Here is a 17,224-nt window from a genome sequence, read left to right as displayed (position 1 = left end):
GACCTTCGCCTCACTCTCCTAAATGTTTTTCTTGGAAACGTTTAGAGGCGTCCATAATTCCCTGGAAAGTCTCAGATAATGTTTCTTCATACTCGGCATTTTCAACATGATTCAGAATAGTTTCTAATACTTGTTGTTCTCTTTCAGAATCAAAAACCGCATGACCTGCTTTCTTTTTCACTGCAGCAATCTCTGCGACGACGTCCATCCGCTGTTCTAATAAACGGACCAGTTCCTTATCGATTTGGTTAATCTTTGCTCGTTGTTGTTCTAAAGAAGTTGTTGGGGCGTCATCTTCAGTCAATTCTTTAATTATCCGTGCTGGATTACCTGCGATCACACAGTTTTCTGGAAACGATTTGGTCACAACAGCACCTGCTGCCACCACTACATTATCGCCTAATGTTACGCCAGGAAGGACAATCGCTCCACCGCCAATCCAAACATTGTTGCCAATGATAATTCGTTTCCCTGATTCCATTCCGCTATTACGCTTGGCCGCTTGTAATGGATGCTCGGCTGTATAAAGTTGCACATTGGGTCCAAACATACAGTTATCGCCAATTTCGATTGGACAAACATCTAAAAAAACGTTATTAAAATTGGCATAGAAATTTTTTCCCACAGAAATGTTGTAGCCATAATCAAATTGAATCATCGGTTCGATGTACGTCCCGACACCCACTTTTCCAAACGTTTCTTCTATTAATTGACGACGAATATAAGTGTCTGGTTGTTGGTTAATTAACGCCATTTGTTCACGGGCTTTTTTGCGATCAGCCACTAATTCAGGATCTGAGGCAAAATATAGTGCACCTGCGATCATTTTTTCTTTTTCTGATTTAAATTCTTCCATTCCGTTACTCCTTTATCGTTAATTCTGCAAATATCGTTTCGGCTTTCGCTTCTAAAAAATAATAAGGTTGTTGTAAAAATAGCGGCGTTTGATTAATGGCTAAAATAGTTGCCGTTGGTTGTTTATAATGAATCAAATCGCAAAATGGATGCACTTGAAAACTCGTGCCGACAATCACGATTAAGTCGGCAGAAGCAACGGCCTGAATGGCTTTTTCAATTGCCTCTTCGGATAGTCCTTCTTCATACAAAGTAATAGCTGGACGGATTTGTCCATGACAATCAGCGTGCCGATCACTAAGCAAATAGTCTTTCCAAGGAACCGTTGCACCACAAGTTTGGCAATAACATTCATATAAATTACCATGAAAGTCCACCACTTCTTGGCTACCTGCTTTTCGATGAAGCCCATCAATATTTTGTGAAACAATTTTTCCCCGTTTCATTTGCTCTAATTGGGCCATTTTCTGGTGAATGATATTAGGTTGTGCGTCTGGATGATAGAGCGTTTTAACGAATTGATAAAACTTTTCTGGCTCTGTTTTTAAGCAAGTCCGGCTCAATAAGTATTCCGGTTGCTGGATTCCTTGATAGACACCTTTTAAGGAACGATAATCTGGCACACCTGAGGCTGTCGAGATACCCGCACCTGTTAAAAATGTGATTTTTTGTTGGGTTGCCAACCAATGAATTGCCTCGGCTTGCGTGATATCTTGCATATCGATTCAGCTCCTAATCTTCTATATTATAACGTATTTTAACATTAGCACCAAAAGTTTTTCCACTTTTTGAAAACTTCTTACCTATATATTGATTTATCTTGAAAGAGTTTGTGACAAATTTCTCAACTCGTGGTAAAATATGCATGAGTAAAAGTGAGGTGAAACAACAATGGTCGCATTTATTATTTATTGGGCTGCAATTATTGCCTGCATCGCTTGGGGCGTTTTAAGCATTTGGTTCTCTGTTTTTTATCTTTCTCGTAAAGAAAACGGAAATCTTTGGGCTTTTGCGTTCTTCAACGTTATCGCTATTATCGCCTTAGCAATTGTTTTATTAGTTTACAAAACTTGGGATTTCGGTATCTTAACTTACTCAAGTCTAATTTATACAATTTTAGCTTCTTTAGGTGTATTGACTGTTCTTCAAGCTATTTTAGGTCGTGAACCAAAAGCTGTCAAAGCTTAAGTAAAAAGCAACTGTTCCTTTAGGAATGGTTGCTTTTTTCGTATTAGTTTCTATTTCGTAGGGAAAATGTTACGCTAATTTCATGGTGTTTGTGTCCTCTTGATAAATTCCTTTGCTGGAACATATTGACTTTCTTCTGGATTTATCCTAAAATTAATAACTGAATTTAATAACTGAATAGTGCCTCAAAAAAGAGGTAGAGGTCGCGGTTTTTATTACGCTTGTGGAGTGAGAGGACACTGGGAAGCAAGTTTAGGATCAATCGCCGAAATGCATAACGGAGCCTCTTCTGTTGTGTGTTGGGACGTAAGTTAAGAGCTTGCGGACTGTCTTAGTAGTGATGCTAAGTTGTGCTATGTTTCGTTGAGGAATTTTTTTCGACATTACCTAGCAACCTTACATCTGTTTGGTTGTTTTTTTGTATTCAAAAATAGGTTGTGACAGAAGTATTCTCCTTTAAAAAGACAGAATCGCTTTTGCTCAGCTGATTATCAAAGCTTGTTGATTGAAAAAAGACAAAACGATCAATCAGACAAGAAATTTAAAGGAGAGAAAAAGATGAACAAAAAAGTTTTTTCATTCAGTCTACTACTTGTCACGCTATTTTCGTTACTTGGCATGACAACCAACGCTTCGGCGGAGGAAAATGGTGAATTTCGTGTCGGCATGGAAGCTGGCTACGCCCCTTTTAACTGGTCACAGAAAAATGACGCACATGTCGCAGTGCCTATTCAAGGCAACTCTTATGCAGGCGGCTATGATGTTCAAATTTCTAAAAAAATTGCCGATGGTTTAGGTCGTAAATTAGTAATCGTCCAAACCAAATGGGATGGCTTGGCGCCCGCCTTACAATCTGGAAAAATTGATGCCATTATCGCCGGAATGAGCCCAACCGCTGAACGAAAAAAAGAAATTGCTTTTACAAACCCTTATTATGAATCACAATTTGTCGTAATTGTAAAAAAAGATGGCAAATACGCTAATGCAAAAAGCTTGAAAGATTTAGCTGATGCTAAAATTACAGCTCAACTAAATACATTCCACTACGGATTAATTGATCAAATTCCAAATGTCAATAAACAGCAAGCAATGGATAACTTTTCAGCTATGCGAACAGCACTTGCTTCTGGCATGATTGATGGGTATGTTAGTGAACGCCCCGAAGGCATAACAGCAACTAGTGTCAATAAAGAATTAAAAATGTTAGAATTTCCAAAAGAAAATGGCTTTGATGCTAGCGCTGAAGACTCGCAAGTAGCAGTCGGCATGCGTAAAGGCGATCCAGACATTGAAAAAGTAAACAAAATTTTAGCAGGTATTTCTCAAGATGAACGGACAAAAATTATGGACCAAGCAATCAAGGATCAACCTGCAGCAACAGATAGTGATGAACAAAAAACAGGACTTATTAACGATTTCAAAAATATTTGGAATCAATATGGCGACATGTTTTTACGTGGTGCTGGTTTAACGCTATTTATCGCGTTAATTGGGACAGTTGTCGGAACAACCCTTGGTTTACTAATTGGTGTCTTCCGTACAATTCCAGATTCTGAAAACCCAGTCGCTCGTCTCTTCCAAAAATTAGGAAATTTAATTCTTTCTATTTATATTGAAGTTTTCCGTGGTACACCAATGATGGTTCAAGCAATGGTTATTTTCTATGGTTTAGCTCTAGCTTTTGGCATCTCTTTAGACCGAACAGTGGCCGCATTATTTATCGTTTCTGTGAATACTGGTGCCTATATGTCTGAAATTGTTCGCGGAGGTATTTTCGCAGTAGATAAAGGACAATTCGAGGCAGCACAAGCGATTGGGATGACCCATGGACAAACAATGCGTAAAGTCGTTATTCCCCAAGTATTACGTAATATTTTACCTGCAACAGGGAATGAATTTGTCATTAATATCAAAGATACGGCCGTGTTAAGTGTTATCGGTGTTGCAGATTTATTCTTCCAAGGGAATGCTGCTTCTGGCGCAAACTTCCAGTTCTTCCAAACCTTTACAATTGTCGGCATCATGTACTTGGTAATGACTTTTGTGATTACACGAATCTTACGTGTTGTGGAACGTAAAATGGATGGCCCTTCTGCTTACGTTAAAGTAGAAGAATTAACTGAAGAAGGAAAAGAAAGCTAGGAGGCAAACAGATGAGTGCAATTATTGAAATTGAACATTTACGAAAAAGCTTTGGCGAAAACGAAGTATTAAAAGATATCAATATGAACGTCAATAAAGGAGAAGTTGTCACCATTATCGGTTCTTCTGGTTCTGGTAAATCAACGTTACTACGTTGTATTAATTTGTTAGAAAAACCAACAGATGGCAAAATCATCTATAATGGTAAAAATGTTTTAGAACGTGGTTATAGTTTGCCCAAATATCGGACCCATTTAGGCATGGTTTTCCAATCATTCAATTTATTTAATAACATGAATGTCTTAGAAAACTGTACTTCTGGTCAGATGACTGTCCTAAAAAGAAACAAAGAAGAAGCCAAAAAAATTGCCTTAGAAAATTTAGAAAAAGTTGGCATGGCTCGTTTTATTGATGCCAAACCTGCTCAATTGTCTGGTGGACAAAAGCAACGGGTAGCCATTGCTCGAGCATTATCAATGGATCCAGATGTTTTACTTTTCGATGAACCAACTTCTGCATTGGATCCTGAAATGGTTGGCGAAGTGCTAAAAACGATGAAAAATCTTGCCCATACAGGGCTAACAATGGTGATTGTAACACATGAAATGGAATTTGCGCGGGACGTATCCGATCGTGTTATTTTCATGGATAAAGGTGTCATTGCCGAAGAAGGGACCGCTGAAGATATTTTTGTCCATCCAAAAGAAGCTCGGACAAAAGAGTTCTTACATCGGATTCTAACGAAAAACTAGTAAAAAAGAGGCAGTCATTCTGGTTAGAGTGACTGCCTCTTTTTTTATTTTTTGTATTGACGAATCATTGGCGGTTCATAGGAATCAATAAATGCACCAATTTCTTCTAAGGAATCTGAAATGAAAATTTTAGCTCGATCCGCCGCTGTTAAGAAATTAGTTTCTACCATTTTATCAAAAAAAGCAGCTAATAAATCATAGTAACCATTCACGTTGTATAAAATACAAGGATTCATATGTTCACCGACTCGGCCCCAAGAGATCACCTCGCTAATTTCTTCTAGCGTGCCGGGACCACCGGGTAAAGCTAAATACACATCTGCCAATTCAATCATCTTTTTCTTACGCGCATGCATATCACTGACTGTATGCATCTTTGTAATGCCATTATGTGCAATCTCCCGCTCCATTAAAAAAGTGGGCATGACACCAATTACCTCTCCACCTTCTGCTAAAAGCGTGTCAGCCACCGTACCCATTAGACCAACATTGCCACCGCCATAAACTAGATCATAGTGATTTTCTTTCATCCAAGCGGCTAACGCTACTGCAGCTTGCTGATAGATTGGCTCATTCCCCAGACTGGCGCCACAATATACTGCCATTTTTTTCACAAACATACCCTCCATTTAGATAGATTCTTTTTTACCATCTATCCTCTGGTAGCTATGGTAGCATATTTTGATTTTCTCGAAAAGGTGCAGCCATTTTTCTTTTCGTTTTAAAAGTATTTGAATTTTCAGACAATAAATGCTATAGTCTTTTTATATTTTAAAATTTCAGAAAAAGGAGCCCTATTATCTTGTCTACCTCACTCACTATTCGCTTAGTTGCCGAAGCAGATTGGCCCGCATTACATGCCTTGGATCAAATCATTTGGACAAAAAAGAATACCCCTGCCGAGATACAACCACTCTCGCTTGCGGCATATCAGGAAAAAATGAAAGATGAAACGATTTTTGTTGCCATCAGCGGACAACAACTCGCTGGATTTATTGAAGTCCATCCGCCCACTTCGTTAGCAGCTCATCAAAAGCAATGGTTACTAAGTATTGGCGTTTCGCCAGATTTCCAAGGACAAGGGATTGGTGGTTCTTTGTTGTCGTACGTCAAAGATATGGCCCAGATAAGCGGGATTCATAAGCTGAGTTTGCGAGTAATGGCTACCAATCAAGAAGCCATTCGATTCTATGAAAAACATGGTTTTGTGCAAGAAGCACATTTTAAAGAAGAATTTTATATAAATGGACACTATTGTGATGATTATCAGTATGCTTATTTCATAGAAAAATAAGAAAACCAATGTTTTCTATAAAAACTGGTTGCTCTCTGTTTCTTCTTCTGTTATTTTAAATAATAAGACAATATTAAGGAGTGTGAATCTATGCAAAAAAAGTTAGTTTGGCGTGATTATCTATACGTTGGTTCAATGTTATTCGGTTTGTTTTTCGGTGCTGGAAATTTAATTTTCCCTGTACATATGGGACAAGAAGCGGGGGCTTCCGTCTTTTTAGCAAACTTGGGCTTCTTAGCCACTGGAATTGGCTTACCTTTTCTTGGTGTCATTGCTATGGGTGTTTCTAAAAGTTCAGGTGTTTTTGACTTAGCTTCTCGGATTAATCGTCGTTATGCTCTTATTTTTACCTTACTATTATATTTAACGATTGGTCCTTTCTTTGCTTTACCAAGGTTAGCAACTACTTCTTTTGAGATTGGTCTTGCACCATTTGTTCCTAAAGACTTGCAATGGCTGGTTCTTGCTGGTTTTTCCGCATTATTTTTCTTAGCCGTTTGGCTCTTCTCTAGAAAGCCAAGTAAAATCTTAGATTATGTGGGTAAATTTTTAAATCCGTTATTTTTAGCATTGCTAGGAATTTTGATTGTTTTAGCCTTTGTAAAACCATTAGGTCATGTGGCCAGTGCCGCTGTTGGTGAAAATTATATTTCAAGTCCTTTCTTTAAAGGATTTACAGAAGGTTATAATACGTTGGATGCTTTAGCTTCATTAGCTTTTGGGATTGTTGTCGTTTCCACTTTACGAAATATGGGCGTCGAAAAACCAGGAGATATCGCTAAAGGAATGATTAAATCAGGTGCTTTCAGTGTTGTATTGATGGGGATTATCTATACCTTACTTGCTTATATGGGAACAATGAGTATCGGGGCTTTTCCAATCAGTGAAAACGGCGGGATTGCCTTAGCCCAAATTGCTAATTACTATTTAGGCCTACCAGGGAGTATTTTACTGGCTTTTATCGTAGTTCTTGCTTGTTTAAAAACCGGTATCGGCTTAAGCACAGCCTTTTCTGAGACTTTTGAAGAAATGTTTCCGAAAGTTTCCTATCAAAAATTCTTGGCAATTGTTGTTATTTTACCAGCTATTTTTGCAAATGTCGGCTTAACCAACATCATTCAATTTGCCGTTCCAGTCTTGATGTTCCTTTATCCATTGGCGATTACTTTAATGCTTTTGGTAATCATCAGTCCTATTTTCAAACATCGACGGGAAGTCTATCAAGCAACGACCTATATCACATTGATTGCTGCTGTTTTAGATGCATTAAATAGCGCGCCTGCCTTTATCAAAGATACGGCGTTTGTAACAACGCTTTTAGAAAAAGCCGGCCAATACTTACCATTGTTCACTATTGGTATGGGCTGGGTCGTTCCAGCAACGGTTGCTTTTCTAATTAGTTGGGTTTGGGTCATGATTTCTAAAAAAGATCCTATTCTTGATTAATTCTTACCAAAACGACACTAGAAAAAATGCGGAAGCGCATTTTTTCTAGTGTCGTTTTTATGTATATTCGTTGTACCAAACTCTTGACTATGGTAAATTGAAGTTACCAACAAGTACTGGAGGAAATTGCCCATGTTAGTTACAACAACCGAGAGAATTAGCGGTCAAGAATATGAAATTATTGGAGAAGTTTTCGGGTTAACCACACGTTCTAAAAATATGTTTAAAGATTTAGGTGCTGGACTAAAAAGCGTAGTTGGCGGTGAAATCAAAGGTTACACTGATATGCAACGAGAAGCACGCGACCAAGCAATCGAACGTTTAAAAGCAGAAGCCTCTAAATTAGGTGCAGATGCCGTTGTGATGATGCGTTTTGATTCTGGCACAATTGGCACAGACATGCAATCTGTCGTGGCTTACGGAACAGCTGTTAAATACATCTAAATTTTGCAACTAAAAAGACGCAGACCTTTGAGCCGACCCCCAAAAGTTAGACCTAGAAATCTAACTTTTGGAGGTTTTTTTGTATGGCAAAATACAGTTTTGAATTTAAACTTAAACTTGTTCATGACTACTTATCTGGTCAAGGAGGTCTAAGGTTTCTCGCAAAGAAGTATGGGTTTAAAGATAGTTCTCAAATAAGCAAATGGATAAATGCCTATAAAGAACTTGGTGAAGAAGGCCTACTTCGCAGTCGAAAAAATAAGAATTACTCTGTTCAATTTAAGCTAGATGCGATAGAGTTATATTTAACAACAGAGTTGTCCTATCAAGAAGTAGCTAATCTTCTAAAAATGAACAATCCATCATTGATTGCGAATTGGCTTAGAACGTATCAGAAGTTTGGTATAGAGGGACTCTCTAAACAGAAAGGACGTCCACCTACCATGCCTAAGAAGAAACAAAAGGAAACCCAACCATTACCAAGTGAACGATCTCAAGTAGAGAAACTAGAAAAAGAAAATAGAATGTTAAAAATTGAGAATGCCTATTTAAAAGAATTGAGGAGACTGCGTTTAGAGGACGAACAAAAAATGAACGAATCGCACGAATCATTCACAGTCTCCGAAGACACTTTCGATTAAAAGATATTTTGGAAACCCTAAGGTTTCCAAAATCTACTTACATGTACTGGCAAAAACGCCTCGACAGAACAGCTTCAACACAAATCATTGAAGAAGAAATTCAAGCGATTCGTAAAAAGCATCAACATTATGGCTATAGAAGGATGACCCAAGAATTGAAACGACGTGGATTTCAAGTGAATAAAAAGAAAGTCCAGCGATTAATACAAAAGTTAAAGTTACAAGTCAAAGCTTTTACTAAGAAATCAAGAAAATATAATTCCTATAAAGGAACCGTTGGTAAAATCGCTAAAAATTTGATTCGTCGCCGATTTAAAACCTCTGTTCCTCATCAAAAAATTACAACTGATACAACTGAATTTAAGTACTTTGAAGCAGATAACGCAGGCATCTTTCGTCAGAAAAAACTATACTTAGATCCATTTATGGATATGTATAATAGTGAAATTCTAAGCTATAGCCTTTCTACTCAACCAAATGGTAAAACAGTTATGGGAGGTCTGAAAGAAGCAATTTCTCAAACAAATGATTGTCCCTATCGGCGCACCTTTCACTCTGATCAAGGCTGGGCTTATCAAATGAATGTCTATATACAAGCATTAAAGGACAACAATATCTTTCAAAGTATGTCTCGAAAAGGAACCTGTTTAGATAATTCTCCTATGGAGAATTTCTTCAGTATCCTAAAACAAGAAGTGTACTATGGAAAAATCTATCAAAGTCAAAATGAATTGAGAGAAGCAATTGAGAACTACATTTATTATTACAATCATCACCGAATCAAGGAAAAACTTAACTGGAAAAGCCCAGTAGAATTTCGACAATTCAATCAAAAAACTGCATAAAAATAGAGTGGAAAAATCCACTCTATAAAAAGTCTAACTTTTTGGGGTCACTACACTTTTCTTGTAAGGTCTACGTCTTTTTACTTTTCATATTTCACTTCTGCTAAATACAATCCTTCTGGATGAGCAGTTGGACCCGCTAAATTTCGATCTTTAGCTGCGATAATTGCTGGAATCGCGGTTGGTTCCAGCCGCCCATTGCCGATTTTCAATAGCGTACCAACTAAAATCCGAATCATTTTGTACAAGAAACCATCGCCCCGAAAAGTGAATGTTAATTCATCCCCCGTTTCATTGACATGAACACTGGCTTCATGAATGGTTCGGACTTTATCTTCTACTGAACTTCCTGAGGCACAGAAAGAGGTAAAATCATGGGTACCTAATAAATCAGGCAAAGCTTGTTGGATTTTTTCGAGATCAATGGGATACGGAAAATAACTAGCATAAAAACGTCGAAATGGACTTCGCGGTTTGCCAATATCCACTTTAAATTGATAGGTTTTTTCGATCACGTGATAACGTGCATGAAAGTCTTCTGAAACACGTTCCACGCTGCGCACAGCAATGTCTTCTGGTGTTTGTGTGTCTAACGCAAAGCGCATTTTTTCCAACGGACGTTCCTGCGGATAATCAAAGTGAATCACTTGGCCCATTGCATGAACACCTGCATCTGTTCGTCCTGAACCAAAAACCGTCACGGAGTGTCCGTTATTCATGCGTGCTAACGTTTTTTCTATTTCTTCTTGAACGGTACGCTCATTAGGCTGCTTTTGAAAGCCATGAAAATGAGTGCCATCATAGGCAATGATTGCTTTATAGCGGGGCATAATTTTTCTTCACCTTTTCTAAGTTCTTAATACAAATAAGCCAATGGTTAACAAGACAAAGCCAAACATTACTATTGTATCTCGTAGGTGCCAATGAAGAATGCGATATTTTGTCCGTCCTTCGCCACCTTGATAACCTCTTGCTTCCATGGCAGTCGCTAAGTCTTCCGCACGATTAAAACTACTTACGAAAAGCGGAATTAACAGTGGAACAATAGCTTTCATTTTTTGAAGTAAGTTTCCTTCACCAAAATCAACACCACGGGCACGTTGAGCATTCATAATCTTTTCCGTTTCATCCATTAATGTTGGGACAAAACGTAAGGCAATTGATAACATCAATGAAACTTCATGAACTGGAAATTTCACCACACGAAGTGGGCGTAGCAAATATTCAATCGCATCTGATAACTCTAATGGTGCCGTCGTTAAAGTTAATAACGTTGACATGAAAATAATTAAAACAAAACGACAGAAAATAAATAGCCCATTCGTCACACCAAACTGGGTAATGGAAATAATTCCCCACTGAAAGTACACTTCTCCCCCTTGTGTAAACAAGGTTTGAAGAGCCACAGTAAACAGAATTAGCCATAATAATGGCCGAACACCGCGGATAAAGAAGCGGGCACTGATTTTTGATAATGAAATAGCAAAAGCAGTAAAAGCTGCTATTAAAACATAACTCTGCCAATTATTTGCTAAAAAGATAATCCCAATAAAATAAAAACTAGCTAATAATTTTGCGCGCGGATCTAAACGATGGATAAAAGAATCACCTGGAATATAGCGCCCAAAAATCAATTTATTCATCATTTTGCCTCACCTGCTTCCTGCATTTTTTTCAGAAGCTGATCGGCTAATTGATCGGCCGTTAATGGTAATTGCTCAAAAGAAAAGCCTTTTGCCACTAATTTTTCAGCAAATTCGGCTGCAGTTGGCACGCCTAATTGTTTTTCTTTCAGCCATTGTGTCTCTTGAAACACTTCTTGTGGTGCTCCCGCTCGGACGATTTGTCCTTTTTCTAAAACAATCACATGATCTGCGTAATTAGCCACGTCATCCATCAAATGTGTCACTAAAACGATGGTCATATTATGTTCCTTATGCAGACGACTAAACATCTCCATCATTTCTTTACGACCCTTAGGATCCAAACCAGCAGTCGGTTCGTCTAATACTAAGACTTCTGGTTCCATCGCTAGCACACCAGCAATTGCGACACGGCGCATTTGACCACCTGATAACTCAAACGGAGAATGTTGTAAGTATTTTTCATCTAAGCCGACTAAATCAAGCATTTTCTTAGCTAATTTTTTCGCTTCTTCGTCTGAAACACCAAAGTTTTTCGGTCCGAAAGCGATGTCTCGCTCCACTGTTTCTTCAAACAATTGTGCTTCTGGAAATTGAAAAACGATCCCAACTTTTTTACGAATTGGTTTTAAATTCTTATTATCAGTTTCTGGCGTAATTACACGCTCTCCAATTGTCACTTGGCCTTTAGTTGGTTTCACCAAAGCATTCAAATGTTGTAATAACGTTGATTTGCCACTGCCAGTATGACCGACAATCGCTGTATAAGAGCCGTCTTGAATCGTTAAATTAATATCGAATAATGCCCGTTGCTCAAAAGGAGTATTGGGTTGGTAAGTAAAATCTACTTGTTTAAAACGGATGTCCATAACCAATCCACCATCCCTTCTTCTGTTAAATAATTCGTTGGCACAACAACGCCACGCTCTTTCAAAGCTACTTTTAATTTTTCAGGAAACGGTAAATCCAAGCCCATTTCAACAAGCGCTTCTCCTGCAGAAAAAATCTTTTCTGGTGTTCCCTCGTTTGTCAATTGTCCTTGGCGCATCACTAAAATACGATTCGCATTAGCCGCTTCATCAATATCGTGGGTAATAGAAATAACTGTTAAATTGCTTTCTTCTTTAATCTTTTGAATGGTAGCAATTACTTCTGCACGACCTTCTGGATCTAACATACTTGTCGCTTCGTCTAAAATAATAATATCTGGTCGCAAAGCAACCACACCAGCGATAGCTACTCGTTGTTTTTGGCCGCCAGATAGCCGAGCAGGTTCTCGCTTGGCAAAATCTAACATACGAACCCTTTCTAATGCATCGTGAACACGTTCGACCATTTCATCACGCGGAATACCTTGATTTTCTAAACCAAAAGCCACATCGTCTTCGACTGTTGAACCGACAAATTGGTTATCTGGATTCTGAAAGACCATTCCTACCATACGCCGGATATCCCAGACGTTTGCTTCATTTAATTCTTTGCCGCCAACTTTGATAGTCCCAGCAGCTGGCAGTAACAGCCCATTGATCGTTTTGGCTAACGTTGATTTACCAGAACCATTATGGCCAATAATAGCGACCCATTCGCCTTGTTGAATGGAAAAAGACACATCTTTTAAAGCGGGAGAAGCATCTTCTGGTTGATAATTAAATTGGATATTATTTAGTTCAATGATTGGTTGCATCGCGTACTCCCTCAATCTATTTATTCTTTCTAACACTACCAAAAAAGTAGCGTTTTTTCAATCATCTGTTCTGATTCTTCACACTATTTTTTATTATACCAAAAGAACGGTCATTATGGGAGCTCTTATCTGTCTTGACAGGTCTATTTTTCATAAAAATAACTTCTTGTTCTCATAAAACAAGAAGTTACTGATTTTCTTTTAAAAATGTGTCTTCAAATATTCAAACGCATATTGGGCATATAACTCAGCACCCATTGCCATCGCATCTTCATCAATATTAAAACGACCATGGTGATGTGCCCATTCCGTATCTTTCTCTGGATTACCACTTCCCACTAAGGCAAAACAACCAGAAGCATGTTCAGTATAATAACTGAAGTCTTCGCCACCGGTTGTCGGCTCTTCTTGTCTTAAGGCCGCTTCACCAAAATTTTCCTTAATTAGTGTTTGAGCAAACAAGGCATCTTGCTCATCATTAATCACTGGCAACGTTCCATATTGATAATCTAACGAAGCCGTACCACCATAAATAGCGGCTGTTTGTTCCGCATAGCGTTGCAGCGCCTGTTCTACTCGATTACGCGTTGCTACACTAAAGCAACGAACCGTTCCTTCTAAACGTGCATTCTCAGCAATCACATTAAAACGGGTCCCCACATCCATCCGTCCAATCGTGACAACTACTGGATCTAAAGGATCTGTCTCCCGAGAAACAATCGTTTGCAGATTCATCACGAAAGAAGAAGCTATAACTGCCGCATCAATACAAGCGTTTGGCATGGCACCATGGCCACCACGGCCTGTAAAATCAACAGAAAAAATATCTGCGGATGCGAAACTTGAGCCCACTCGACACGAAGCGGTTCCTACAGGCATTTGTGACCAGATATGTAAGCCAAATACATCATCAACACCGGTCATTGCGCCTTGTGCAACCATTGCTTTAGCGCCTTGCGCATTTTCTTCAGATGGTTGAAAAATTAACCTTACTGTTCCCTGAAGTTCTTCTTGGATTTCTTTTAATACTTTAGCCGCTGTTACTAACATCGCGGTATGGGAATCATGCCCACATGCATGCATCTTGCCAGCTTCTAAAGATTTATAAGCTAAATCTTCATTTAATTCCTGTACAGGTAAGGCATCCATATCAGCCCGCAGCGCAACCACTCGGCCTGGTTTACCGCCCACAATTTCAGCAATTAAGCCCGTCGGTTCTGTTTTGCGATAAGTAATTCCTAATTGATCAAGAACTTCCGCGACTTTTTCTGTCGTTCGAAATTCTTCAAATTGTAATTCTGGATGTTGGTGTAAATCCCGTCGAAAAGCAATCATTTCTTGTGAATGCTGCTTGACTAGTGCTTTGATTTTTTTCATACTTACGCCCCGTTTCTACAAACTTAATAAAATACTTGAAAAAATACCCGCTAAAATAACCGAAACAATGGTGACTGTTACGAAACCTGCCACTAACATCGGTGGCATTAAATGGCTCGTTAAAGCCGCCTGTTCTTGTTCATCTTCTGTCAATGATTGAATCACTTCATTAGTAATAATATAATCGGCTGGAAAGCCATATAAAGCTGTCAACGAAACAGCGAATGCCATCTCTTTACTCACACCTAATACACGACCAACAATTGCTGAAAAGATGTACATCCCGATAACACCAATCACAATAATCCCAATCATTGGTAAAAATAAATCCATCAACATTTCAGGTGTGGCTTGTTTTAAGCCATCAAAGACAAAAAGCATTAACCCTAAAATCGCAAAACCAAAGCTATTTGCTTTCTGCAATAGTTGCTTTTCTAAAAAGCCTAAAGACGTTGCAATCACGCCAAAACATAAACACAGCACAAAAGGACTAATCATCACAAACGGTGCCGTCCACACAGAAACATAATAAGCGAGTGTGGCAACTAAGGCTAGACGTAAAATTCGTGAATAATCTGTATGATATCGTTTGGGTACTTTTTCAAATAGTTTAGGCACATCTGGTTCTGCTCCTGTTTCTTGCCCCTCTTGTTCATGAACCGGCTGCCATGTCCCTGCTCGATATTCTTGAAGCTTCCGCTTTCCTTCTTTTTTTAGAACAATTGAAGTTAAGGGATAACCAGCAAACCCTTGAATGACATAAATTAAAATTGCCAAAACCGAAAGTGAGGCTAAACCAGCTGATTGAGCCGCTTCTGACATTACTAATGAAGAAACTAAACCTCCTACTAACGGCGGGATTGCAACTAAAACTGTTTTTAAGTCAAAAACAAAAGTCCCTACAGCTAATAACAAGGCAATAATGCCCAGAATACCTGACAAAGCAATCACAATCGTTTTCCATTGATTAACCAATTCTTTAACAGAGAGCAGAGTGCCCATATTAGTAATCAACAGATACATTAATAAAGTGGCAACCACTGTAGGAATCCCTGCCACTTCCACAATATTTTGTGGAAAAATAGTCCAATAACCAAGAATAAATAAAACACCACAAACAAAAACGGATGGAATCCAAGCTTTTGTTTTGATAGAAACTACATCACCAATGTATAAAATAAACATCAGCAACAAAAAAGCAAACATTTGCGACATATAATTCCCCCTTCTACTAACTCAGATGTTTAATTATCTGAAAATTCCAATTAATAATCAGTATAACAAACCGGAAAAGCTTCTGCAATGCTTTTAAGAAACAAAAAAGCTTTGAGAAAACAGCGTTTTCCCAAAGCAAAAAAAAATCACCTTTATATGATGAGTGCTCCCCTGCTAAAGCTATCTTTAGCAGGGAAAGCAGAGCTAGACTCGGAGTCGCCTCCAACATCATAACACTCTAAAAGAAACATCTATAAAGTGATCGGTTTATTAATTATTTAACAAATTCGATAACTACCATTGGTGCTGCATCGCCGCGTCTTGGTTCTGTCTTCAAGATACGAGTGTAACCACCTTGGCGTTCCGCGAAACGAGGTCCTAAATCGTTAAATAGCTTTTGTAAAGCTGATTCAACAACGATAGACTCATCTTCTTCACGAACACTAGCAACTTCATTACGAACGAAAGTAGCTGCTTGACGACGTGCATGAAGATCTCCACGTTTACCTAAAGTAATCATTTTTTCTACAGTTGAACGTACTTCTTTCGCACGAGCTTCAGTAGTTACGATGCGTTCGTTGATGATTAAATCAGTTGTAATATCACGTAGCATAGCTTTACGTTGGCTTGATGTGCGTCCTAATTTACGGTAACTCACGTTGGGTTCCCTCCTTCGTTTCTGTTCTCACGAGCCACTGCTGTTAAGCAGGACTGGAAACTTCGTAAAAGTCTTAATCGTCCTTACGTAATCCTAATCCTAGATCATGCAATTTAAGTTTTACTTCTTCAAGAGATTTACGACCTAAATTACGTACTTTGATCATTTCTGGTTCAGATTTGTTTGTAAGTTCTTGTACAGTATTAATGCCTGCACGTTTTAAACAGTTATATGAACGAACTGATAAATCAAGTTCTTCAATCGTCATTTCTAGCATTTTCTCTTTTTGAGTTTCTTCTTTTTCCACCATGATTTCAGCGTTTTTCGCTTCGTCAGTAAGGTTTACAAAGATATCTAAATGCTCAGTCATGATTTTCGCAGCTAAACTTAGTGCTTCTTGAGGAATGATTGAACCATCTGTCCATATTTCCATTGTTAATTTGTCGAAATCATCACGACGACCAACACGTGTATTTTCTACTTGGTAGTTAACACGACGAACGGGTGTGTAGATGGAATCAACTGGAAGTACACCGATTGGCATATCTTCTTTTTTGTTTTCGTCTGCTTGAACATAGCCACGACCAGGTTTCACTGTTAAGCGAGCATGGAAAGTAGCTCCTTCAGCAACACTACAGATAACTAAATCTTTATTTAGGATCTCAACATCACTGTCTACGATAATATCGCCGGCAGTCACGGTAGCGGGTCCTGTAATATCGATCTCAAGGGTTTTCTCTTCTTCAGCATATAATTTCAATGCTAAGCCTTTAATATTCAAAATAATTTGTGTTACGTCTTCTCGTACACCTGGAATGGTTGAGAATTCGTGTAAAACACCATCGATTTGAATATTCGTAATTGCAGCTCCTGGTAAAGAAGACAATAAAATACGACGTAGAGAGTTACCTAAAGTAGTTCCGTAACCGCGTTCTAATGGTTCAACGACGAACTTACCATAATCTCTATTTTCATCAATTTTTTCGATTCTTGGTTTTTCAAATTCAATCATTCTTATCTATACCCCTTTCAAAACGAAA

General features: G+C 38.4%; 18 protein-coding genes, 1 pseudogene and 1 riboswitch. Of the genes and pseudogenes, 7 read left to right on the top strand and 12 right to left on the bottom strand.

Annotation, left to right across the window (positions count from 1 at the left end; genetic code table 11):
- Nucleotides 1-10: 10 nt before the first annotated feature.
- Together IGI97_RS00980 and IGI97_RS00975 are read right to left on the bottom strand one after the other, a co-directional pair.
- Nucleotides 11-856, bottom strand: coding sequence for a chorismate mutase (locus tag IGI97_RS00980; protein ID WP_002363448.1), 846 nt, complete (start codon nt 854-856; stop codon nt 11-13).
- A gap of 4 nt (nt 857-860) precedes the next feature.
- Nucleotides 861-1,574, bottom strand: a complete 714-nt coding sequence (locus IGI97_RS00975) for an NAD-dependent protein deacylase (protein ID WP_010818124.1) — start codon at nt 1,572-1,574, stop codon at nt 861-863.
- 172 nt (nt 1,575-1,746) lie between these two features.
- Between IGI97_RS00975 and IGI97_RS00970 the strand changes: the two genes are divergently transcribed.
- From IGI97_RS00970 to IGI97_RS00960, 3 genes are all read left to right on the top strand, one after another.
- On the top strand, nt 1,747-2,043 hold the full coding sequence (locus IGI97_RS00970) for a hypothetical protein (RefSeq protein ID WP_002356244.1): 297 nt from the start codon (nt 1,747-1,749) through the stop codon (nt 2,041-2,043).
- Between the two features lie 189 nt (nt 2,044-2,232).
- Nucleotides 2,233-2,407, top strand: a riboswitch (Lysine riboswitch).
- A 194-nt stretch (nt 2,408-2,601) separates the two neighbouring features.
- Nucleotides 2,602-4,185: an ABC transporter substrate-binding protein/permease gene (locus tag IGI97_RS00965; protein ID WP_438737808.1), complete on the top strand. Its 1,584-nt coding sequence runs from the start codon at nt 2,602-2,604 to the stop codon at nt 4,183-4,185.
- A gap of 11 nt (nt 4,186-4,196) precedes the next feature.
- Entirely contained in the window at nt 4,197-4,937 is a 741-nt protein-coding gene (locus tag IGI97_RS00960; RefSeq protein WP_002356242.1) for an amino acid ABC transporter ATP-binding protein, read from the top strand.
- A gap of 44 nt (nt 4,938-4,981) precedes the next feature.
- Here IGI97_RS00960 and IGI97_RS00955 read toward each other — a convergent pair whose 3' ends face one another.
- Nucleotides 4,982-5,566, bottom strand: a complete 585-nt coding sequence (locus tag IGI97_RS00955; protein WP_002394583.1) for a TIGR00730 family Rossman fold protein — start codon at nt 5,564-5,566, stop codon at nt 4,982-4,984.
- A gap of 173 nt (nt 5,567-5,739) precedes the next feature.
- Here IGI97_RS00955 and IGI97_RS00950 point away from each other — a divergent pair, with 173 nt between their 5' ends.
- The 4 genes and pseudogenes from IGI97_RS00950 to IGI97_RS00935 all read left to right on the top strand — a co-directional run bounded on the left by IGI97_RS00950 (nt 5,740) and on the right by IGI97_RS00935 (nt 9,607).
- Nucleotides 5,740-6,231, top strand: a complete 492-nt coding sequence (locus tag IGI97_RS00950) for a GNAT family N-acetyltransferase (RefSeq protein ID WP_002367642.1) — start codon at nt 5,740-5,742, stop codon at nt 6,229-6,231.
- A 90-nt stretch (nt 6,232-6,321) separates the two neighbouring features.
- Nucleotides 6,322-7,677 carry a branched-chain amino acid transport system II carrier protein gene (gene brnQ / locus IGI97_RS00945; protein ID WP_002361550.1) on the top strand — a complete coding sequence of 452 codons (1,356 nt, stop codon included), beginning with the start codon at nt 6,322-6,324 and terminating at the stop codon, nt 7,675-7,677.
- A 132-nt stretch (nt 7,678-7,809) separates the two neighbouring features.
- Entirely contained in the window at nt 7,810-8,121 is a 312-nt protein-coding gene (locus IGI97_RS00940) for a heavy metal-binding domain-containing protein (protein ID WP_002381365.1), read from the top strand.
- An 83-nt stretch (nt 8,122-8,204) separates the two neighbouring features.
- Nucleotides 8,205-9,607 (top strand): annotated as a pseudogene (locus IGI97_RS00935) (IS3 family transposase).
- A gap of 80 nt (nt 9,608-9,687) precedes the next feature.
- Here IGI97_RS00935 and truA read toward each other — a convergent pair.
- From truA to IGI97_RS00890, 9 genes are all read right to left on the bottom strand, one after another.
- A complete protein-coding gene (gene truA, locus IGI97_RS00930; RefSeq protein WP_010821284.1) occupies nt 9,688-10,437 on the bottom strand; it encodes a tRNA pseudouridine(38-40) synthase TruA in 750 nt (249 codons plus the stop codon).
- An 18-nt stretch (nt 10,438-10,455) separates the two neighbouring features.
- Nucleotides 10,456-11,253: an energy-coupling factor transporter transmembrane component T family protein gene (locus IGI97_RS00925; RefSeq protein WP_002373841.1), complete on the bottom strand. Its 798-nt coding sequence runs from the start codon at nt 11,251-11,253 to the stop codon at nt 10,456-10,458.
- The gene (locus tag IGI97_RS00920; RefSeq protein WP_002381364.1) at nt 11,250-12,119 is read right to left on the bottom strand and encodes an energy-coupling factor ABC transporter ATP-binding protein; all 870 of its coding nucleotides are present in this window, start codon (nt 12,117-12,119) and stop codon (nt 11,250-11,252) included. The genes IGI97_RS00925 and IGI97_RS00920 overlap by 4 nt, the downstream gene beginning before the upstream one ends.
- Entirely contained in the window at nt 12,095-12,934 is an 840-nt protein-coding gene (locus IGI97_RS00915; RefSeq protein WP_002359354.1) for an energy-coupling factor ABC transporter ATP-binding protein, read from the bottom strand. The genes IGI97_RS00920 and IGI97_RS00915 overlap by 25 nt, the downstream gene beginning before the upstream one ends.
- 201 nt (nt 12,935-13,135) lie before the next feature.
- A complete protein-coding gene (locus tag IGI97_RS00910) occupies nt 13,136-14,311 on the bottom strand; it encodes a M20 family metallopeptidase (RefSeq protein WP_438737805.1) in 1,176 nt (391 codons plus the stop codon).
- A 15-nt stretch (nt 14,312-14,326) separates the two neighbouring features.
- Nucleotides 14,327-15,526 (bottom strand): hypothetical protein, encoded by a 1,200-nt coding sequence (locus IGI97_RS00905; RefSeq protein WP_438737803.1) that lies wholly within the window; start codon nt 15,524-15,526, stop codon nt 14,327-14,329.
- Between the two features lie 16 nt (nt 15,527-15,542).
- A complete protein-coding gene (locus IGI97_RS00900; protein ID WP_438738770.1) occupies nt 15,543-15,755 on the bottom strand; it encodes a hypothetical protein in 213 nt (70 codons plus the stop codon).
- A 45-nt stretch (nt 15,756-15,800) separates the two neighbouring features.
- Entirely contained in the window at nt 15,801-16,184 is a 384-nt protein-coding gene (gene rplQ / locus IGI97_RS00895; RefSeq protein WP_002356228.1) for a 50S ribosomal protein L17, read from the bottom strand.
- A 73-nt stretch (nt 16,185-16,257) separates the two neighbouring features.
- Nucleotides 16,258-17,196: a DNA-directed RNA polymerase subunit alpha gene (locus IGI97_RS00890; RefSeq protein ID WP_002356227.1), complete on the bottom strand. Its 939-nt coding sequence runs from the start codon at nt 17,194-17,196 to the stop codon at nt 16,258-16,260.
- Between the last annotated feature and the right edge of the window lie 28 nt (nt 17,197-17,224).

The organism is Enterococcus sp. DIV2419, from assembly GCF_051711865.1.
Taxonomy (GTDB): Bacteria; Bacillota; Bacilli; order Lactobacillales; family Enterococcaceae; genus Enterococcus; species Enterococcus faecalis.
The sequence above is the reverse complement of the archived record's forward strand: the minus strand, read 5'-3'. Positions and strand labels throughout refer to the sequence as shown.

Excerpts from the sequence above, each read along its gene's own strand:
- IGI97_RS00920 (WP_002381364.1), bottom strand. The coding sequence starts at position 12,119 with ATGGACATCCGTTTTAAACAAGTAGATTTTACTTACCAACCCAATACT.
- IGI97_RS00910 (WP_438737805.1), bottom strand. The coding sequence starts at position 14,311 with ATGAAAAAAATCAAAGCACTAGTCAAGCAGCATTCACAAGAAATGATT.
- IGI97_RS00915 (WP_002359354.1), bottom strand. The coding sequence starts at position 12,934 with ATGCAACCAATCATTGAACTAAATAATATCCAATTTAATTATCAACCA.
- IGI97_RS00975 (WP_010818124.1), bottom strand. The coding sequence starts at position 1,574 with ATGCAAGATATCACGCAAGCCGAGGCAATTCATTGGTTGGCAACCCAA.
- IGI97_RS00890 (WP_002356227.1), bottom strand. The coding sequence starts at position 17,196 with ATGATTGAATTTGAAAAACCAAGAATCGAAAAAATTGATGAAAATAGA.
- IGI97_RS00980 (WP_002363448.1), bottom strand. The coding sequence starts at position 856 with ATGGAAGAATTTAAATCAGAAAAAGAAAAAATGATCGCAGGTGCACTA.
- truA (WP_010821284.1), bottom strand. The coding sequence starts at position 10,437 with ATGCCCCGCTATAAAGCAATCATTGCCTATGATGGCACTCATTTTCAT.
- IGI97_RS00925 (WP_002373841.1), bottom strand. The coding sequence starts at position 11,253 with ATGATGAATAAATTGATTTTTGGGCGCTATATTCCAGGTGATTCTTTT.
- IGI97_RS00970 (WP_002356244.1), top strand. The coding sequence starts at position 1,747 with ATGGTCGCATTTATTATTTATTGGGCTGCAATTATTGCCTGCATCGCT.
- IGI97_RS00940 (WP_002381365.1), top strand. The coding sequence starts at position 7,810 with ATGTTAGTTACAACAACCGAGAGAATTAGCGGTCAAGAATATGAAATT.
- brnQ (WP_002361550.1), top strand. The coding sequence starts at position 6,322 with ATGCAAAAAAAGTTAGTTTGGCGTGATTATCTATACGTTGGTTCAATG.
- IGI97_RS00955 (WP_002394583.1), bottom strand. The coding sequence starts at position 5,566 with ATGGAGGGTATGTTTGTGAAAAAAATGGCAGTATATTGTGGCGCCAGT.
- IGI97_RS00900 (WP_438738770.1), bottom strand. The coding sequence starts at position 15,755 with ATGTTGGAGGCGACTCCGAGTCTAGCTCTGCTTTCCCTGCTAAAGATA.
- IGI97_RS00905 (WP_438737803.1), bottom strand. The coding sequence starts at position 15,526 with ATGTCGCAAATGTTTGCTTTTTTGTTGCTGATGTTTATTTTATACATT.
- IGI97_RS00965 (WP_438737808.1), top strand. The coding sequence starts at position 2,602 with ATGAACAAAAAAGTTTTTTCATTCAGTCTACTACTTGTCACGCTATTT.
- IGI97_RS00960 (WP_002356242.1), top strand. The coding sequence starts at position 4,197 with ATGAGTGCAATTATTGAAATTGAACATTTACGAAAAAGCTTTGGCGAA.